This is a genomic window from Nocardia sp. NPDC056611, from assembly GCF_042792755.1.
Classification (GTDB): Bacteria; Actinomycetota; Actinomycetes; order Mycobacteriales; family Mycobacteriaceae; genus Nocardia.
In genome coordinates, this window is the sequence record NZ_JBHTVV010000005.1 from 569,545 (window position 1) to 587,488 (window position 17,944).

Genomic DNA, 17,944 nt, shown 5'->3' on the forward strand with positions numbered 1-17,944 from the left:
TTTCAGTCTTCGGTGCCGAGGTCGATATCCGCCTCGGCCGGTTTCTTCAGCCTGGTGTACCGGGGGTCGGTCTCCAAGCTCTCGTTGATCTCGTCGATCAGGTCGACGCCCGGGAGCAGCGGGGCCAACGGCGGCAGATCCGCCAGTGACGCAAGCCCGATCCGTTCCAGGAACAGCTCGGTGGTGATGTACAGAGTGCCGTTGGTCTCCGGGTCCGCTCCGGCCTCCGCGATCAGCCCCCGCGCCAGCAGGGTCCTGATCACGCCATCCACGTTCACGCCGCGCACCGCGCTCACGCGTGCTCGGGTAACCGGTTGACGGTACGCGATCACCGCCATGGTTTCCAAAGCCGCGCGAGTCAGTTTCGATCGTGCGCCGTCCAACAGCATACGTTCCACATAGGGAGCGAATTCCGTCCGCGTGTAGTACCGCCAGCCGTCGCCGACGAACCTGAGATCCATGCCACTGCGCCGCGCGGTCAACTCCGCCGACATCTCCCGCAGCGCCGCCTCCACCCGGACCGGGTGATCCCGCAATGCCGAGGCCAGCAGTTCCGTCGGCGCGGGCGCGTCGACCACCAGCAACATGGCCTCCAGCGCGGACCGGAACTCCGCCTCCGACAGCTCGTCCTCGTCGTCGAACTCCTGCGGATCGACCGCGAGAGCGGGCGGCGCGGCGACTGCCCCCGTGTCCGCAGCGTCGGCCTGAGCCGCTTCGGCATCGGGCGTTTCGGCATCGGGCACTGTGACTTCGTTCGCTGCCGATGTGACCTCGTCCCGGAGCGCTGTGATTTCGGCCTCGCCCGGTGTGATGTCGGCCGCCCGCCCGGAGATTTCGGCATCGGACTCCGGGCTCTCGGTAGCAACCTCGAGCGGAAGAGCTTCGTCAGCGGGCACCACAGGCTCCGCCAGGGCCTCGGCACCGTCGGCGGTTGCCTCGACGCTTCCATCGCCGGGCTCGGCGACCTCGGGCGTGGGCTCGGCGGCGGCCGCGGACTCGGTCGCGTCCGGTCCGGCCGCCGCGCGGGCCTTGGCGGCCGCGGCCGCTTCGGCGATGATCTGCTCGGCCAGAGTCGGCCGGGGTGCGGGCTGGCTGCCGGCGGGCTGGTCCTGCGCGTCGTCATCCATGGTGTGCACCTCGGTCACCCGTAGTCCTCTTCAATCGTCACCGGTTGGGCGGGTTGGTCCTCGAGCTCGCCGATCCAACTGACGGACAGCGGGCCCAGCGGGTCGGGCTGGTCGAACTCGATGGTCTTGCCGCGGTAGAGCTCGAGCAGCGCGAGGAAGCGGGCCACGATCTGGATCGGCAGCTCGCAGTCGGCGCAGAGTTCATGGAAGGTCGTCCAGCCACCCGCGCCCGCGTTCTTGAGCATCTCCAGCACGAGCGCGGCCTGCTCGGCGATCGAGATGGCGTGGGCGTGGATGTGATCCAGCCCCACCCGCGGTCGCGGACGCGGCCGGAACACGGTGGCCGCGACCTCCGCGAATCCCGCGGCGTCCACCCCCAGCGTAACCTCGGGCAACAGCGCCAGATACCGCTCCTCGAGCGACACCGCGCGCGGATACCGTTGCAGCGCCGCCGCCTCCAGCTCGCCCAGCAGTTCCGCGACCTGCTTGAACGCGCGGTACTGCAGCAGCCGGGCGAAGAGCAGGTCGCGCGCCTCCAGCAACTCCAGGTCTTCCTCGTCGGACACCTCGCCCGAGGGCAGCAGCCGGGCCGCCTTCAGATCGAGCAGGGTGGCGGCGATGAGCAGGAATTCGGTGGTCTGGTCCAGGACCTTGTCCGCCCGCAGGCCCTTCACCTCGGACAAGCGGGAGGTGAGTGCCTTGGTGTGGGCGATGAACTCGTCGGTCACCTTGTGCAGCGCGATCTCGGTGACGTCGAGGCGTCGCGAACTGATCAGTTGCAGCAGCAGGTCGAAGGGGCCCTCGAAGTTGGCCAGCTTCAGATGGAATTTGCCCGCATTGTCCGAACTTTCGGATGCCACAGCAGCGTCCATCGCGGGGGGCTTCGCCACAGCGCCGGACCCTGCGATATCGGACACCACCGACGAACCCGGCGCGGTCGCGCTGTCGGCGTTCTCGTCCGCACCGGCCCCGGCGATGTCCGCGACGACACCGGCCGGGTCCTGCCCGGCCACATCCGCATCGCCGATGTCCGCACCGGCAACGTCCTCACCAGCGCCGACGATGTCGCTCACTACCGGCGACCCATCCCCGGGCATGCTGGAATCCGCGTCCGCGAGGTCGTGGCCGGACGCCGAGTCGAGAGGATCGCTCAACGGCCCGACCGCTGGATGACTTCCCGGGCCATTGCCCGATAGGCTTCCGCGCCACCGGATTTCGGCGCCCACGTGGTGATGGGCTCACCCGCGACGCTGGCGTCGGGGAAGCGGACGGTCCGCGAGATCACGGTGTCGTACACGAGGTCGCCGAACACCTCGACCACGCGCGTCATGACCTGGCGCGAATGCAATAGGCGGGCATCGAACATGGTGACCACGATGCCGTACAGGGTCAGCTCCGGGTTCAGCCGGTCCCGCACCTTCTCCACGGTGTCGTTGAGCAGGGCCAGTCCGCGCAGCGAGAAGTACTCGCATTCCATCGGGATGATGACGCCGTCGGCACAGGCCAGGGCGTTCACGGTGAGCAGGCCCAGCGACGGCTGGCAGTCGATGAGGATGTAGTCGTAGCGGTCGCGCAGCGGCGCCAGGGCGCGCCCCAGGGTCTGCTCGCGGCCGACCTCGTTGACGAGCTGGATCTCCGCGGCCGAGAGGTCGATATTGCTGGGCAGCAGATCCATGCCGTCGACCTTGGTGTTCATCAGCACGTCGTCGGGATTCACCTTGCCGGGGCCGACGAGCAGGTTGTGCACGGTCACGTTCAGATCGTGATGCGCCACACCGAGTCCCGCCGACAGCGCGCCCTGCGGATCCAGGTCCACCAGCAGCACCTTGCGCCCGTATTCCGCCAGCGCCGCACCGAGATTGATGGTCGAGGTGGTCTTGCCGACCCCGCCTTTCTGATTGCACATGGCGACGATCAGCGCGGGGCCGGTGTGGTCCGGTTCGGGCGGTTCGGGAATCTCGCGCAGCGGGCGTCCGGTGGGACCGACCTCTTTGCCGTCGGACACCACATCGGGTGCCTCCCACAGTGTTTGCGCGGCGGTTTCGATCCGCTGGCCCGCACCACCGGTAGTCGTCACGTCCGCTGCTCCTTCGACGTTCCTGCCCTTGCCCCGCCCACCGGCCTGGAATGGACGACGCACCCGGCCGCGTGTGCGATCGGGTTTCCTCCTAGACGCTACCGCCTGTTCGCGCGAGACCAACGTTCGGACACGCACCCTAAACCTGCACTTCAGACCCGGTACAGACGCCCGAGCCGGGCCGAGGACCGGTCCTGGACGTCTCGTTGCACTGTGGCACAGCAGGTTACGGGTTCAGGGTCATGTTCCGCGCCCGAAGCACCGGATAAACCGGAATCGGCGGAATTGGAGGATACGGGTATGGCGCAACTGCGCCGCGAGCCCGGTCGGCGGAGTCCGGTTGCGGACAACGCGCTCTCACAGGCGCCCGTGGGCGTTCCTCCAGTGACATCCCGTGCGCGCCACGCCCGCGGACCGCAGACCGGGTGGGAGAGCCTCGGGGCGACAATGCTTTTCGAGACCCGCGCCATTCGGGACGCCACGGCACTCTCACCGGGCGCGCGGGTGCGCGGTCGCCCAGACCTCGTGCAGCGTGCCGACCGTGACCAGGGTGTAGATCTGCGTGGTGGTCACCGAGGCGTGGCCCAGCAGTTCCTGCACGACCCGGACATCCGCGCCGCCGTCGAGCAGGTGGGTCGCGAACGAGTGGCGCAGGGTGTGCGGCGACACCTGCGCCGCGATGCCCGCGCGTTCGGCCGCGGATTGCAGGACCTGCCAAGCGGTCTGGCGGGACAGCCGGCCGCCGCGATGGTTGAGGAACAGGGCACTGTTGCCGCGGCCCCGCGCGGAGAGATCGGGGCGGCCGCGGACCAGGTAGTTGTCCAGGGCGGCCAGGGCGGGCCGGCCGATCGGGACCATGCGCTGCTTGCCGCCCTTGCCGCGCAGTACGACCGCGCGCTCGGCGGTGTCGATGTCGTCCACGTCCAGGCCGACGATTTCGGAGATGCGCGCGCCCGTGGAGTACAGCAATTCCAGCAGGGCCCGGTCCCGCAGCCCGCGCGGGCCGTCGGCGATGTCGCCGCCGGCCGCGTCGAGCAGCCGCGAGATCTGGTCGTAAGGAAGGGCTTTCGGCAGCCTGCGGGCGGGCGTCGGCGGTTTCACCGGATGGGCCACATCCGCGTCGGTGATCCCCTCCGCCGTCGCGAACCGGTGCAGCCCGCGCACCGCGACCAGCGCCCGCGACGCCGAGGACGCCGCCAGCGCGGGATGCTCGGCGTCGCCGGACCGCAACGACACCATGTAGTCGGCAATGTCCGATTCGGCCACGCGCGCAAGCGTTTCCACCCCGCGCTCGGACAGGAAGTGCCGGTATCGCCCCAGATCGCGGCGGTAGGCGCTGAGCGTATTGCGCGCGGCGCCGCGCTCGACCGCCAGATGGTCGAGGTACGCGTCGATCTGCCGCTTCAGCACGGGTCACATCATTGCAGCAGCCACCGACGAACTCCCCCGGCCAAACCCTGGCAAACAGAACAAGTTTCCCAATCGGGATCTACTCGGCGTGCCCCCGCGCCTTACGGTCCAGGAAGGCGGTCGGCAGGCCGGGCCACGGCGCGTCCGCGGGGCGCAGCACGGCCCCGGTGGCCCGGGCCGTCATCAGCGCGGTGACTCCGGCGACCGCGGTGGCATTGGTGATCTCCCCCGCCAGCGCGGCCTGCACCGCCTCCGCCAAGGGCATCCGCAGCAATTGGAGGTCGGCCTCCTCCATTTCCGGGTCGGGCCGGTCGGTTTCGTATAGCCCGGTGGCGAGATACACCCGCAGCGCCTCATCGGTGAACCCCGGCGACAGCGCCACATCCACCAGCACCGCCCACTCCCGCGCCGCCAGCCCCGTCTCCTCGGCCAGCTCCCGCTTGGCCGCCTCCAGCGGATCCTCCCCCTGCTTGTCCAGCAACCCGGCGGGCAATTCCAGCAACCGCCGCCCGATCGGATGCCGATACTGATTGATCAGCACCAGATTCTCGTCCTCGTCGAGCGCCGCCACCGCGACCGCCGCGTGGTGCTCGATCACCTCCCGCTCGGCCACCTTCCCGCCGGGCATGACCACCTGGTCCAGCCGTAGCGCGACAATCGCCCCCGAGTACACGGTGCGACTGGACAGAACATCGAATTCGTGTGAACCGGGAACCGGACCGGAGGACGTCATCCGAGAACCGTAGCGCGAATCACCGTGCCGCCAGGACACACCGGACCCTCCGGCGGCGGGACCGTGGCGCACGCCACGGGCACGCCGGTACGCCGAACGCGAGGCGCGGGCGGCACCCCCGGTGGAGCCAGGGGCTCGAAACGCGAAACCGCCCGGCGCTCAGGGCGCTCGGGCGGTTTCGGGTTTCACCCTCGGTGGCGGGCTACTTGGAGACCTTCTCGCCTTCCGGCGCGGTGGCCTCGGCCGGGATCTCGACCGGGAGGCGTTCGGCGGCCTTGTACTCCAGCGCCGCCGAGATGAGCGCCGCGAACAGCGGGTGCGGGCGGGTCGGGCGGGACTTGAGCTCCGGGTGCGCCTGGGTGGCGACCAGGAACGGGTGCTGGTTCTGCGGGTATTCCACGAACTCGACCAGGTGGCCGTTCGGGGAGGTGCCGCTGAACTTCAGGCCGCTCTTGGCGATCTTGTCGCGGTAGGTGTTGTTGACCTCGTAGCGGTGGCGGTGCCGCTCGGAGACCTCGGTCTCACCGTAGGCCTGCGCGACCAGCGAATCCTTCTGCAGCACAGCCGGATACGCGCCGAGCCGCATGGTGCCGCCCAGGTCGGCCTCGCCGGCCACGATCTGCTCCTGATCGGCCATGGTCGAGATGACCGGGAACTTGGTGTCGGGCTCGAACTCCGCCGAGTTGGCGTCCTTCATGCCCACCGAGCGCGCCGCCTCGATGACCACGCACTGCAGGCCCAGGCACAGGCCCAGCAGCGGAATCTTGTGCTCGCGGGCGAAACGGATGGCGCCCACCTTGCCCTCGATGCCGCGGATGCCGAAGCCGCCGGGGATCAGGATGCCGTCGACGTCGGCCAGGTGCGAGCGCGCACCGGCTTCGGTCTCGCACTCGTCGGACTGCACCCAGCGGATGTTGACCTTGGCCCGTGCGGCGAAACCGCCCGCGCGCAGCGCCTCGGTGACCGACAGGTAGGCGTCGGGCAGGTCCACGTACTTGCCGACCAGCGCGACGGTGACCTCTTCGCGCGGGTTGTGCACGCGGTCCAGCAGATCGCCCCAGACCGTCCAGTCCACGTCGCGGAAGGGCAGCCCGAGCTTGCGGACCACGTACGCGTCCAAGCCCTCCCGGTGCAGCACCTTCGGAATGTCGTAGATCGACGGCGCGTCCGGCGTCGAGATGCAGGCGTCCACATCCACGTCGCACATGAGCGCGATCTTGTTCTTCAGCGGCTGCGGCACATCGCGGTCGCAGCGCAGGATCAGCGCGTCGGGCTGGATACCGATATTGCGCAGCGCCGCCACCGAGTGCTGGGTCGGCTTGGTCTTGAGCTCGCCCGACGGGCCCAGGTAGGGCACCAGCGTGACGTGCAGGAAGAAGCAGTTGTCGCGACCCACCTCGTGGCGGATCTGGCGCGCCGCCTCGAGGAACGGCTGCGACTCGATATCGCCGACGGTGCCACCGATTTCGGTGATCACCACATCGGGCGCCTGCCCGTGCAGATCGGGACCGGTCATCGCGAGGATGCGGCTCTTGATCTCGTCGGTGATGTGCGGGATCACCTGCACGGTGTCGCCGAGGTACTCGCCGCGACGCTCCTTGGCGATCACCTTCGAGTACACCTGGCCGGTGGTGACATTGGCGTCCCCGGACAGATCGCGGTCCAGGAACCGTTCGTAGTGGCCGACGTCGAGGTCCGTCTCCGCGCCGTCCTCGGTCACGAACACCTCACCGTGCTGGAAGGGGTTCATGGTGCCGGGATCGACGTTCAGGTACGGATCCAGCTTCTGCATCGTGACGCGCAGACCGCGCGACGTCAGCAGCTGACCGAGGCTGGAGGCGGTCAAACCCTTACCGAGTGAAGAGGCGACACCGCCGCTGACGAAGATGTGTTTCGTGGCCGCGCGCGCCGGAATCCGTGAATTACCCACGGGTCTTCACGGTAACACGGATTGCGGAGGCTGATCGCATGCCACGCGTGTTCGGCTGCCCGCGACCGACTCGGTTCCGCGTGTCGCGGGCAACCTTTCCGGTGCTCGGCGTTGGCTTTGTGTTCACCGCGGTCAATGCGGCATGGCGGCGACTGTGAGCGAGGTCGCCTTCGCACCCGTGCCGTAACGACCGGTACCGCCGTTCAGCTGCTCGGTGAGCCCGAGCACGGTGGTGATCCGCCCGATCTCGCGATCGGCGTTGTCGACGGTGGTGACGGCAGCCAGCCCGAGCTCGGAACGGGCCACCGCGATCGCGCCCGGCCCGTCGGCGGCTCCGTAGCGACCCGCCAGCACCACACCGGCGCCGTGGGACCGCAGCCCGCCCGCGAATCGGGCGATGATGGTGCCCCGGTTGTTCTCCTCGGCCCGCGCGCCGTCCCCGGTGACCACCACGGCCAGCTGGGCGGGCTGCACGTCCCCGGCGGGGGTCAGGAAGCCGCCGCCGCGCAGCGTCTCCAGGGCGAGGCCGCGCTCCTGCTGGGTGCCGCGCGGCTGCCCGCTGCCCGGATCGACCAGCAGCACCTGCCCGAGCAGATCGCCCGCGAGGCTGCCCTGGTCGACGGCGTCGACTTTGAGCTGCGCGCCCGCGGGCACCATGTTCACCAGCGCGGTGCGCAGCCGATCGCCCTCGGAGGAGTCGGTGAACGCGCCGGAGAGGCCGACCCGCCCGGTGACCGCGGCCCCGGCGGTGGTGAGCGCCGCGCTGACCGCGTCGACATCGCCGCTGTCCGCGTCGGGCGTGGTGAAGATCAGAACCGACCGTTTGGCCAGAGCCCCGGTCAGCAGCTTGCCGGACGCGCCGGACAGGAAGGCGTCGGCCGCCTTCACCTGTTCGGTCAGCCGTCCGTTCTCGGCTCGCAGGTCGCCGACCTGCTGCCGCTCGCCCGTGCCGGAGAACAACCCGTTGCCTTGCGCCCGGGTGCCCAGCACCACGCCCACCGCCAGGGCCAGGAATACCGCGGCGATCGAAATCGCGTGGTGGCGAAAAGAAATCATTCGGTCCTCTACCTCTGCCGGTCCAATAGCCGCTCCACCCAGTGCCATCCGCGATCCCAGGTGTCGGAAATCCAGGTCACCGCTTCCGCGCCCATGTGCGTGGCCAGCACCGCGACCACCAGGGCCACCAGCGCGGCCAGCACCACCAGCGCGATCGCCCAGCCGGAACCCCGGTGCCGGTACAGCGAGGCCACGGCCTTGGCGTCCATGAGCTTGGTGCCCATCTTGAGACGGGTCAGGAAGGTCGCCGGATTGGAGTCGCGGCGGCCCCGGTCGAAGAAGTCGTCCAGCGAGGCCGCCGCGCCGACGGTCACGATCAGCGACGCGCCGTGGTGGTCGGCCAGCAGCAGCGCCAGATCCGAGGGCGCGCCCGAGGACGGGAAGGTGGTCGCGCCGATGCCCAGATCCTGGATGCGCTCGAGCCCCTTGGCGTGGCCGTCGGTGTCGGCGGGCAGGATCACCTCCGCGCCGGACTTGAGCGTGGTGGCGGTGATCTCCTCCGGATCGCCGACGATCAGGTCGGGGCGATACCCGTGGCGGGTCAGGGTGTCCGCGCCGCGGCCCACGCCGATCAGGATCGGGGCGTACTCCTTGATGAACGGCTTGATGCGCTTGAGGTCCTCGATGTGCTCGGGACCGTCGGCCACCACCACGACATGCCGCTTCTTCATCTCGACCTCGACATCGGGCACGCCGATGCCGTCGATGAGCAAGGAGGACTCGGTGCGAATGAACTCTATGGTGTTGCCGGAGAAGGCTTCCAGGTGGTCGGCGAGCCCGTTTCGAGCCTCGATCATGCGCTCGGCGATGGTCGCCTCGGTGAGTTCGATGCCCTCCACGAGGGCCTCGGGCTCCTTCTTGGCGAGCTTGTCGGCGTAGACCACTCCGCCCTCGACGCGCACCTTGGTGCCGTCCTTGATCTTCTTGAACACGTCCGAGCTGACCGCGTCCAGCAACTGAATGCCGTTGGCCACCAGCACTTCCGGTCCCAGGTTCGGGTATCTCCCGGAGATCGAGGGTGAGGCATTGACTACCACCGCGACCTGGGCCTCGACCAGGCGGTCGGCGGTGAGCCGGTCGAGGTCGCACTCGTCGAGGACGACCACATCCCCCGGGCCCACGCGCTGCAGCAAACGCCTGGTATTACGGTCCACCCGGGCCATCCCGGTCAGACCCGGCAGCGTTTCGGTATTGCGCGACAGCAGGCCCATCATCTTCATAGCGACCGATGATCACCCCAAACTCTCAACCCATGGTGGAGGCGCGCCGGTCAGCATCACCATTTGATCGCCGAAATGTTGCTCGAGTCCCGGCGGTCGCAGGTTGTCCGGTTCGTGGCTATCTTCTTACCGGCCGGTAAGGATATGCTCCGAGCACCGGCACGAAAGGAGACAATGCCGTCATGGCCAGCACCACGGTCGACACCGTCATTCCCGCCCCCCGCGACGTCGTGTACAAACTCTTCTCCGAGCGCGACAGCCTCAATCCCTTTCTGCCCATCAAGATCTCGCTGAAGAAGCCGGGCATCGGCAGCCCGTCCGGCGTCGGCGCCCAGTACCAGCTCGGCATCGCCGGCATCGGCCCGACCGAGGAGACCACCGAGCTCGTCCCCGGTGAGCGCATGGTTTACCGCGTCATCGCGGGCGCTCCGGTCAAGCGGCACGTCGGCACCATCGCCTTCTCCGACGCTCCCGGCGGCACCCGGGTCGTCTACACCATGGAATCCGAGCCGAGCCTCCCGCTTCCGGCCCAGATCCTCGAGCCCGGCCTGCGCGCCCTCACCAACGCCCTCATCGGCGGCGTGCGCAAGGCCGTGAAGTAGGACCGGCGCGACGAACGCACGAAAAACCGGCCGGACCCGCTCGGGTCTCGGCCGGTTTTCTGTTCGGGGAGGCGTTATTCGCCGGAGGCGGCCGCGCCGACCTTCTCGGAGTGCGCGGTGGTGAGCAGCTCCCACGCGTGCGCGCGACCGGTCTCGGTGTCGCCCATGCCCGCCAGCATGCGAGCCAGCTCCACGACCCGTTCGTCCTGGGTCAGCGCCTTCACCCCCGACTTCACGGCCTGGCCGTCATCGAGTTTGTCGACCACCAGGTGGGTGTCGGCGAAGGCCGCCACCTGCGGTAGGTGAGTCACGACGATGACCTGATGGGTGCGCGCCAGACGCGCCAGGCGACGACCGATCTCGACCGCCGCGCGACCACCCACACCGGCGTCGACCTCGTCGAACACCATGGTGGTGCCGTGCTCGGAACTGGCCAGCACCACTTCCAGCGCCAGCATGATGCGTGAGAGCTCACCGCCGGAAGCGCTGCGGCTCAACGGCAGCGGATGCGCACCGGAGTGCGCGGCCAGCCGGAACTCCACCTCGTCGACACCGGTCGATCCGGCGTGCAGTTCCTGACCGTCGATGACCAGCGGCGCCGAATCCTGCACGCCCGCCAGGATCGGACCGACGCCGACCTCGAGCCGCGCGCGGCCCATGGCGAGGCCGCCCAGTTCGGTGCTCACCGCGCTGGCCAGCTTGCCGGCGGCCTTGCCGCGCGCGGCGGTCAGCTTGCGGGCGGTCTCGCGCACCTTCTCGGCGGCGGTCTCGACATCGGCGGCCAGCGCGGCCAGGGCTTCCTCGGACACGTCCAGCGAGGACAGCCGGGTGCGCGCCTCGTCGGCCCACTTGATGACGCCGTCGATATCGGGCGCGTACTTGCGGGTCAGCGTCTTGAGCTCGGCCTGCCGGGTCAGCATGGACTCCAGCGCGCCCGGATCCGACGGCAGATCCGAGAGATAGGAGCTGAGCTCGGTGGTCAGGTCCACCACCACCGAAATCGCCTCGCCCAGACGGGGAGCCAGCGCCGTCAGCTTCGGGTCGTCGGAGGATTCGATGCGCGCGCGGGCGGTGCCGAGCAGATCCAGCGCGCCCGCCGCCTCGCCCGGCGAATCCGCCGGACCGGCCAGCGCGTCGTGGGCGATGGACCCGGCCTCGCGCAGCGAGTCCAGATCCGAGAGCCGCCGCACCTCGCCGACGAGATGCTCGTCCTCGCCGGGTTCGGGTGCGATGGCGTCGATCTCGGCCAGCGACTGGGTCAGATGATCGGCTTCCAGCGCGAGCTCCCGGCTGCGCGCGGTGCGTTCCAGCAGCTGATTGCGCTTGTCCAGCCAGGCCTTTCGCGCCTTCTGATACTTGGCCAGCAGCGGGGCCACCGCATCGGAGGCGAACTGGTCCAGCGCGTGCAACTGCTGGTCCGGGCGCTGCAGCCGCAGCTGGTCGTTCTGGCCGTGCACGGTCAGCAGCGGACCGGTGAAATCCGAGAGCACCGAGGCGGGGACGGACCGGCCGCCCAGGTGGGCGCGGGAGCGGCCGTCGCTGCCGACGGTGCGGACGGCGATGATGCTGCCATCGTCATCGCGTTCGGCCCCGGTGGATTCCAGCACCTCCTCCACCTCGCCGACTGCGCCGTCGTGCACCTCGTCGACGGTGAAACGCCCCTCCACCACGGCTCGCGACGCGCCCAGGCGCACGCGGCCCGCGTCGGCGCGGGCGCCGCTGAGCAAATGCAGGCTCGTCACCACCATCGTCTTGCCCGCACCGGTCTCACCCGTCAAAACGGTCAGACCTTCGTGGAATTGTGCGGTGGCGGTGGAAATTACGCCCAGCCCGTCAATCCTGATCTCTGTCAGCACTCGTGCTCTCCGTCCGCTGTCGGCCTCTCCAGCCTGTCACGGGCAACTGGAATTTGCGCACCATCCGATCGGCGAACGGCGCGGAATCGAGCCGAACCCACCGCACCGGTTCGGTCCCGCGGACCGTCTCGACCCGGCCGCCCCGCGGCAATGCGAGGGTGCGTCGGCCGTCGAGAAAAACAATCGCGTCGTGTCCGGTCGCCACCGTTTCCACCGCGATCAGCGAATCCGGGCTGGTCACCAGGGGTCGCGCGAACAGGGCGTGGGCATTGGAGGGAATCACCAGCAGCGCTTCGAGTTCCGGCCACACCACCGGACCGCCCGCCGAGAAGGCGTAGGCGGTGGACCCGGTCGGCGTGGCGATGAGCACACCGTCGCAACCGAACGCCGACACCGGGCGGCCGTCGACCTCGAGCACCACTTCGAGCACGCCCATGCGGGCCGCGTTCTCGATGCTGGCCTCGTTCAGCGCCCAGCCGCGTTCCACGATCGTGTCGTCGACGCGCACGGAGACGTCGATGGTCATCCGTTCCTCGACGGTGTAGTCGCGCCGCACCACCTGCGAGAGCGCCTCGTCGAGGTGTTCGGCCTCGGCTTCGGTGAGAAAGCCGATGCGGCCCAGGTTGATTCCGAGCACGGGCACCGACGCGGCGCGCGCGAGTTCGGCCGCGCGCAGGAACGTGCCGTCACCGCCGAGCGCGAGCACCATCTCGGTGCCGACCGCGGCGACCAGATCGTGCGTCATCACCCGCATCGGGTAGCCGTTGGAGGTGCCGTCGTCGTCGAGGTCGAAGCGGGTGCTGTAGGCCTCGTCCTCGAGCACCCGCAGCCCGATCCCGGCCCCGCACAGGATCTTCGCGACCCGATGCGCGGTATCGGTGATCTCCGGGCGTCCCGGATGTGCGACCAGCAGCACTTCCCTGGCCGGGCTCGCCGCGTTCACTGTGGACCCTCCTGCACCGCACGCTCGATCAGCGCCGCCACACGCGCCGCCTCGTCAGCATCGTAGGCGGCCGCACCGACGCCCGCGGCGTCGCCGGTCGCCACCGGTTCGGCCGCATCCGGCCCGACCGGCGCGGACTCCTTGCGCAGCCACAGGAAATACTCGACGTTCCCGGACGGACCGGGCAGCGGGCTGGCCGTCACGCCGCGCGTGCGCAGCCCGAGAGCCGCTGCCGCGGCGGCGACTTCGCGCACCACCTCGGCGCGCAACGCCGGATCCCGCACCACGCCACCGGAACCCACCCGCTCCTTGCCCACCTCGAACTGCGGCTTCACCATCGGCAGCAGATCCGCGCCCGGCGCGCAGCAGGCGGCCAACGCGGGCAGCACCAGCCCCAGGGAGATGAACGACAGGTCCGCGACCACCAGATCGACGGTGCCGCCGATGAGTTCGGGAGTCAGCGCCCGCACATTGGTGCGATCGTGCACCAGGACGCGGTCGTCATTCTGCAGCCGCCAGATCAGCTGGCCGTAGCCGACATCGGCGGCCACCACCTCTTTCGCGCCCTTCGACAGCAGCACATCGGTGAAACCACCCGTGGACGCGCCCGCGTCCAGACAGCGCTTGCCGTCCACCGACACGCCCTGCGGCTCGAACGCCTCGAGCGCGCCCAGCAATTTGTGCGCACCCCGCGAGGCCCACTGCACCTCGTCGGGCTGCTCCCGCACCAGCAGGGGGGTGCTCGTTTCGACTCCGGTCGCCGGTTTGGTGGCGACCGACCCATTGATCAGGACGCGGCCCGCGTTGATCAGCTCGACCGCGTGTTCCCGCGACCGCGCCAATCCGCGGCGAACCAGTTCCGCGTCCACCCGCGCGCGCCTGGCCACCTCAGATCTTGTCCACCGTGGCCAGCGCCTGCACCAGCACCTCGTGCGCCTGCTCCAGAATCTTGGCCCGCCGCACGATGTCGGTACCCTCCGAGTGCACGCTCGGCGCGCCCGGGAAGCCCGGATTCGGCGCGCCCGCCGACAATTCGGCCAGCAGCGCGTCCACCTCGGTCCGGACCCGATCCGGGTCGGCGAACTCCTGATTCGCGCCCGCCAGATGCTGTCCCGGCAGCGGCGCGCCCGGGCGGGGACCCGGCATGCCGGGGTGCGCTCCAGGCGTGCCGGGATGTTGTCCCGGCACGGGAATCTGCGGTCGAGGCATGGGCATAGTCATCGTGGCGATAACGCTACCCGAACCCGCATTCGAACACACGTACCCCGCCGCATCCCGATCCGACCGCCGACCGGGGCGGCCGCGCCGACCACCATCGGGTGCTGCTGACAGGACAAGGCAAATGGACAGCGACTTCGAGGAACTGATCGCCGAGGCCGACGCGGCCCCGGTGGGCGGGTGAGATTTCTCCTGGCTCAACGGGCGCGCCACCGAACAGCGGCCTTCCTGGGATACCGGCGGCAACAGGCAACGCGACTGGCGGCCGCGCGGGCCGCCCTGGATATCCGGACCGGCGGCGGCTGGGTGCTCCCCGAGGCCGCCGCCTTCCCGCCGACCATGGTCGCCACCGAATCGGGGCCGCCGGACCTGGCCCGGGCGAGCCGGGCTGCTGCATCCGCGCGGCGGTGGTCGCCGACCGGACGCACCGCCCCTGCCGTGTGAGGCTTGATACCTCGCGGCGTGCTAGATGGAGCGAACGGTGATCGCGCGGCCGGGCGCCTTGGCCAGACAGTCGGCGATCGCCTCGGCGATATCGCCCTCCCCCGGCACCACCGGGTCGAGGTCGGCCACCGGATGGTTCAGGGCATCCAGGGATTCGGCGATATAGGTCGGCATGCGATCGGCGGGCTGGGTGCGCAGATCCTCCAGCGTGCTCACGCCCGTGAGAACCATGAACGACTCCAGCCCGGTGGTGTGCGCGCCGTCGATATCGGTGTCGAGGCGGTCGCCGACCACCAGCGCGTCACGGGTGCCCGCGCGTTCCAGCGCGTCCTCCATCAACGGCGCGTACGGTTTGCCGGCCACGATCGGCTCCAGTCCCGACGCGTGCCGCAACGCCGCCACCATGGACCCGTTGCCCGGCGCGAGACCGCGTTCGGTGGGCAGCGTGGCATCGGTATTGGCGGCCACCCACAGTGCGCCCTGCCGCAGCGCGTAGGCGGCCTCGGCCAGATCCGGCCAGCCGGTCTGCGGCGAATGGCCCTGCACCACCGCGCTCGGCAGCGCGCCGTCGAAGCGACGGATCGCCTGCAGGCCCACGTTCTCCACCTCCGACATCAGGTCGTCGGTGCCGACCACGAGCACGGTGGACCCCGGCGGGATCCGCTGCGTCAGCAGCCGCGCGGCCGCCTGCGCGCTGGTCACCACCTCGTCCTCGTGCGCGTCGAAACCCAGTTCGCGCAGATGCAGCGCCACCGCGTCCGCCGAACGGCTCGCATTGTTGGTGACATACATCAGCCGCTGCGCGGGCGCACCCGCCGAGAGCGCTTCCGGCGCACCGGGAATCCGCTCGTGGCCGCGGAACAGCGTCCCGTCCAGATCCAGTAGCAAGGCCTCGAACCGGTCCCGCAATCGCATTACGCCGTCCCTCTCACTGTGCACAGAAACAGAAACGACCGTGCGGCTGCGCTGTGGCGCTGCCGCACGGTCGAATTCACTTGCCGGTCCTAGTTCTCGGAGCCCTCGGCGGGTTTCGCCGACTTCTCCGGTCCATCGTCTTCGGAATCCCGCTCCGCCGCAGCCGAATCCGATTCGTCCTCGGCGTCTTCGCCGTCTTCGTCTTCGGTGTCTTCGTCATCCTCGTCGAAGGCCGCGGTCCAGTCCGCGCCGTCGGCGTCACCCTCGCCGGAGAGTTCGGCGGCGCGTTCCTCGGCGTCGGTCTCGCCGTCGTGGTCCGCGGACGCCGCGTTCATGAACCAGGTCAGCGACTCGTCCTCGCGACCGGCGGCCAGCAGCGCCTCGGCGTAGGCGTAGAACAGCCGCGCGGCGGCCGAACCCGAGCGCGCCGGATCCAGCTCCGCGGTCTGCAGCGTCACCACGGCCTGGTCGAACTGACCCAGGTCCATACGCGCGCCCGCCACCACGATGCGCAGCTCGGTCGCCTCGTCGCCCTGCAGGGCGCGGGCCTCATCACTGCGGCCCAGCTCGATGGCGCGCTCTGGACGGCCCAGGCCCCGTTCGCAATCCGCCATGACGGCCAGCAGGCCGGAACCACCCGACATGCGCCGCGCGGTCCGCAGCTCCGACAGCGCCTCGGCCCACTCACCCGCGTGATAGGCCGCGACACCGGCGGTCTCGCGCACCACGGCGATCCGGCCGGCCCGCTGCCGGGCCGCCCGCGCATGCTCGAGCGCCAGCTCCGGATCCTCGTCCAGCAACTGCGCCACCATCACCAAGTGCCGGGCCACCGTCTCGGCATTGCTCTTGTCCAGGCTCAGCAGATCGCGCCGCACCGCCGGCTCGAGATCGGAGGGCTGCACGTCGTCCGGCAGGCCCGGCTCGTCGGGACGACCCGACCGCCGCTCGCCCGGCCGGCCGCCACCGGCCCGCGCGCCTTCGCCGCCCCGGCGACGGTCCGCACCGCGATCGAACGACCGCTCGCCCGAACCGTTTCCGGCCTGCTCGAAATCCTTGTCCTCGCGGGCGGTCTCACCACCGGTCGCGTCGACGTCGTCGCGCGCGAAGCTCCTCTTCTCCTCGCGCGGACCACGATCGCGATCGAATCCCCGTCCGCCACCACGGTTCTCACCGCCGCGGCTGAACCCGCCCTCGCGACGATCCCCACGACCCCGGTCGAATCCGCCTTCACGGCGCTCGCCGCGGTTGAAGCCGCCCTCACGACGGTCACCACCACGGTTGAATCCACCCTCGCGGCGCTCCCCACCGCGATCGAAACCGCCCTCACGACGGTCACCGCCACCACGGCTGAACCCGCCCTCACGGCGCTCGCCACCGCGATTGAAACCGCCCTCGCGACGATCACTGCCACCACGGTTGAAACCGCCCTCGCGACGATCACCGCCACCACGGTTGAAGCCACCTTCGCGACGATCACCACCGCCACGGCTGAATCCACCCTCGCGGCGCTCCCCGCCGCGGTTGAAACCGCCCTCACGACGGTCACCACCGCGATCGAAACCGCCTTCACGACGATCTCCGCCGCGGTTGAACCCGCCTTCACGGCGCTCCCCACCGCGATCGAAGCCGCCCTCGCGACGAGCACTGCCGCCACCACGGTTGAAGCCACCTTCGCGACGGTCACCACCGCCACGGTTGAACCCGCCTTCACGGCGTTCGCCACCGCGATCGAAGCCGCCCTCACGGCGCTCCCCACCGCGGTTGAAACCGCCCTCGCGGCGGTCGCCGCGGTCCCGGTTGAATCCAGCGTCGCGATCGCCGCGGCTGTAACCGCCCCGGCTCCCGCCGTCACGATCGGAGCCGGTCCGGCCCTCGCCCCGATAGCCGCCGCGATCGCGGTCGCCCTCGGAGCGGTTGAAACCGCCGCGCTCATTGTCCTTGCCGCGGTTGAAGCCGCCGCCACCACCGCGGTTGAAGCCGCCTTCGCGGCCGCCGCCGCCCTCGCGACGCGGACCACCGCCGTACGACGGCCGGCCCTGGTCCCGGCGTCCGCCGTCCTCGCGTCGACCGTAGCCGCCCTGTCCGGATCCACCGTCATTGCGGCGGAAGGGTTTGCGGCCGTCGTTCTGCTCCGCCACGGTGATCCCTCTCTGTACTTTGTAGCCTGCGGTACCCGGCCACGGCGCTGGAGAGCGCGTGAGGAGGGCGGGTGGGCGATCCACCTACCCCAAATTCAATCACGCTGCCTCGAGCGTCAACGCAGCACCGGGTGCTTAAACGCCGATAAGGGGACCCAAGAGGGTCCCCTTATCGCGAAGGATGTTCCGGCGGTGTCCTACTCTCCCACACCCTGTCGAGTGCAGTACCATCGGCGCAGGTGGCCTTAGCTTCCGGGTTCGGAATGGGACCGGGC

Annotated in this window: 14 protein-coding genes, 1 rRNA gene and 2 pseudogenes; 2 read left to right on the forward strand and 15 right to left on the reverse strand. The window is 69.8% G+C overall.

Features of this window, described 5'->3' with window-relative positions:
* Window positions 1-2: 2 nt before the first annotated feature.
* From scpB to steA, 8 genes are all read right to left on the reverse strand, one after another.
* Window positions 3-623, reverse strand: a complete 621-nt coding sequence (scpB, locus tag ACFRAQ_RS28165; RefSeq protein ID WP_357287243.1) for an SMC-Scp complex subunit ScpB — start codon at window positions 621-623, stop codon at window positions 3-5.
* Window positions 624-1,141: 518 nt separating this feature from the next.
* The gene (locus tag ACFRAQ_RS28170; protein ID WP_379104970.1) at window positions 1,142-1,999 is read right to left on the reverse strand and encodes a segregation and condensation protein A; all 858 of its coding nucleotides are present in this window, start codon (window positions 1,997-1,999) and stop codon (window positions 1,142-1,144) included.
* A gap of 278 nt (window positions 2,000-2,277) precedes the next feature.
* Window positions 2,278-3,174: a ParA family protein gene (locus tag ACFRAQ_RS28175; protein WP_379104972.1), complete on the reverse strand. Its 897-nt coding sequence runs from the start codon at window positions 3,172-3,174 to the stop codon at window positions 2,278-2,280.
* 519 nt (window positions 3,175-3,693) lie between these two features.
* Entirely contained in the window at window positions 3,694-4,614 is a 921-nt protein-coding gene (gene xerD / locus ACFRAQ_RS28180) for a site-specific tyrosine recombinase XerD (protein ID WP_357287039.1), read from the reverse strand.
* 79 nt (window positions 4,615-4,693) lie between these two features.
* Entirely contained in the window at window positions 4,694-5,347 is a 654-nt protein-coding gene (locus tag ACFRAQ_RS28185) for an NUDIX domain-containing protein (protein WP_379104915.1), read from the reverse strand.
* A gap of 202 nt (window positions 5,348-5,549) precedes the next feature.
* On the reverse strand, window positions 5,550-7,277 hold the full coding sequence (locus ACFRAQ_RS28190; RefSeq protein WP_379104917.1) for a CTP synthase: 1,728 nt from the start codon (window positions 7,275-7,277) through the stop codon (window positions 5,550-5,552).
* Between the two features lie 132 nt (window positions 7,278-7,409).
* On the reverse strand, window positions 7,410-8,333 hold the full coding sequence (locus ACFRAQ_RS28195; RefSeq protein WP_379104919.1) for a copper transporter: 924 nt from the start codon (window positions 8,331-8,333) through the stop codon (window positions 7,410-7,412).
* Window positions 8,334-8,341: 8 nt separating this feature from the next.
* On the reverse strand, window positions 8,342-9,553 hold the full coding sequence (steA, locus tag ACFRAQ_RS28200; RefSeq protein WP_379104921.1) for a putative cytokinetic ring protein SteA: 1,212 nt from the start codon (window positions 9,551-9,553) through the stop codon (window positions 8,342-8,344).
* Between the two features lie 182 nt (window positions 9,554-9,735).
* On the opposite strand from steA, the gene ACFRAQ_RS28205 reads away from it, so the two are divergent.
* Entirely contained in the window at window positions 9,736-10,155 is a 420-nt protein-coding gene (locus tag ACFRAQ_RS28205) for an SRPBCC family protein (protein WP_357287026.1), read from the forward strand.
* Between the two features lie 74 nt (window positions 10,156-10,229).
* Here the strand turns inward: ACFRAQ_RS28205 and recN are convergent, their stop codons facing one another.
* From recN to ACFRAQ_RS28225, 4 genes are read right to left on the reverse strand one after another with little or no spacing between them, the layout of a single operon-like run.
* Entirely contained in the window at window positions 10,230-12,011 is a 1,782-nt protein-coding gene (gene recN, locus ACFRAQ_RS28210; RefSeq protein WP_379104923.1) for a DNA repair protein RecN, read from the reverse strand.
* A complete protein-coding gene (locus ACFRAQ_RS28215; RefSeq protein ID WP_379104925.1) occupies window positions 11,989-12,954 on the reverse strand; it encodes an NAD kinase in 966 nt (321 codons plus the stop codon). Before ACFRAQ_RS28215 ends, recN begins: the two co-directional genes overlap by 23 nt.
* Window positions 12,951-13,841 carry a TlyA family RNA methyltransferase gene (locus ACFRAQ_RS28220; RefSeq protein ID WP_379104927.1) on the reverse strand — a complete coding sequence of 297 codons (891 nt, stop codon included), beginning with the start codon at window positions 13,839-13,841 and terminating at the stop codon, window positions 12,951-12,953. The genes ACFRAQ_RS28215 and ACFRAQ_RS28220 overlap by 4 nt, the downstream gene beginning before the upstream one ends.
* Before the next feature lies 1 nt (window position 13,842).
* On the reverse strand, window positions 13,843-14,100 hold the full coding sequence (locus tag ACFRAQ_RS28225) for a hypothetical protein (RefSeq protein WP_357095750.1): 258 nt from the start codon (window positions 14,098-14,100) through the stop codon (window positions 13,843-13,845).
* 196 nt (window positions 14,101-14,296) lie between these two features.
* Here ACFRAQ_RS28225 and ACFRAQ_RS28230 point away from each other — a divergent pair.
* A pseudogene (locus tag ACFRAQ_RS28230) lies at window positions 14,297-14,611 on the forward strand (SAM-dependent methyltransferase); the annotation flags it as partial.
* A gap of 26 nt (window positions 14,612-14,637) precedes the next feature.
* Here the strand turns inward: ACFRAQ_RS28230 and ACFRAQ_RS28235 are convergent.
* From ACFRAQ_RS28235 to rrf, 3 genes and pseudogenes are all read right to left on the reverse strand, one after another.
* The gene (locus tag ACFRAQ_RS28235; protein WP_379104929.1) at window positions 14,638-15,531 is read right to left on the reverse strand and encodes an HAD-IIA family hydrolase; all 894 of its coding nucleotides are present in this window, start codon (window positions 15,529-15,531) and stop codon (window positions 14,638-14,640) included.
* Between the two features lie 263 nt (window positions 15,532-15,794).
* Window positions 15,795-16,748: pseudogene (locus ACFRAQ_RS28240) on the reverse strand (hypothetical protein); the annotation flags it as partial.
* A 1,105-nt stretch (window positions 16,749-17,853) separates the two neighbouring features.
* Window positions 17,854-17,944 (reverse strand): 5S ribosomal RNA (gene rrf, locus ACFRAQ_RS28245); the annotation flags it as partial.

What these genes read in the sequence shown, in the direction of transcription:
- ACFRAQ_RS28170 (WP_379104970.1), bottom strand. Translation starts at nt 1,999, where the DNA reads ATGGACGCTGCTGTGGCATCCGAAAGTTCGGACAATGCGGGCAAATTC.
- ACFRAQ_RS28185 (WP_379104915.1), bottom strand. Translation starts at nt 5,347, where the DNA reads ATGACGTCCTCCGGTCCGGTTCCCGGTTCACACGAATTCGATGTTCTG.
- ACFRAQ_RS28195 (WP_379104919.1), bottom strand. Translation starts at nt 8,333, where the DNA reads ATGATTTCTTTTCGCCACCACGCGATTTCGATCGCCGCGGTATTCCTG.
- steA (WP_379104921.1), bottom strand. Translation starts at nt 9,553, where the DNA reads ATGAAGATGATGGGCCTGCTGTCGCGCAATACCGAAACGCTGCCGGGT.
- ACFRAQ_RS28205 (WP_357287026.1), top strand. Translation starts at nt 9,736, where the DNA reads ATGGCCAGCACCACGGTCGACACCGTCATTCCCGCCCCCCGCGACGTC.
- ACFRAQ_RS28225 (WP_357095750.1), bottom strand. Translation starts at nt 14,100, where the DNA reads ATGCCGGGTCCCCGCCCGGGCGCGCCGCTGCCGGGACAGCATCTGGCG.
- ACFRAQ_RS28235 (WP_379104929.1), bottom strand. Translation starts at nt 15,531, where the DNA reads ATGCGATTGCGGGACCGGTTCGAGGCCTTGCTACTGGATCTGGACGGG.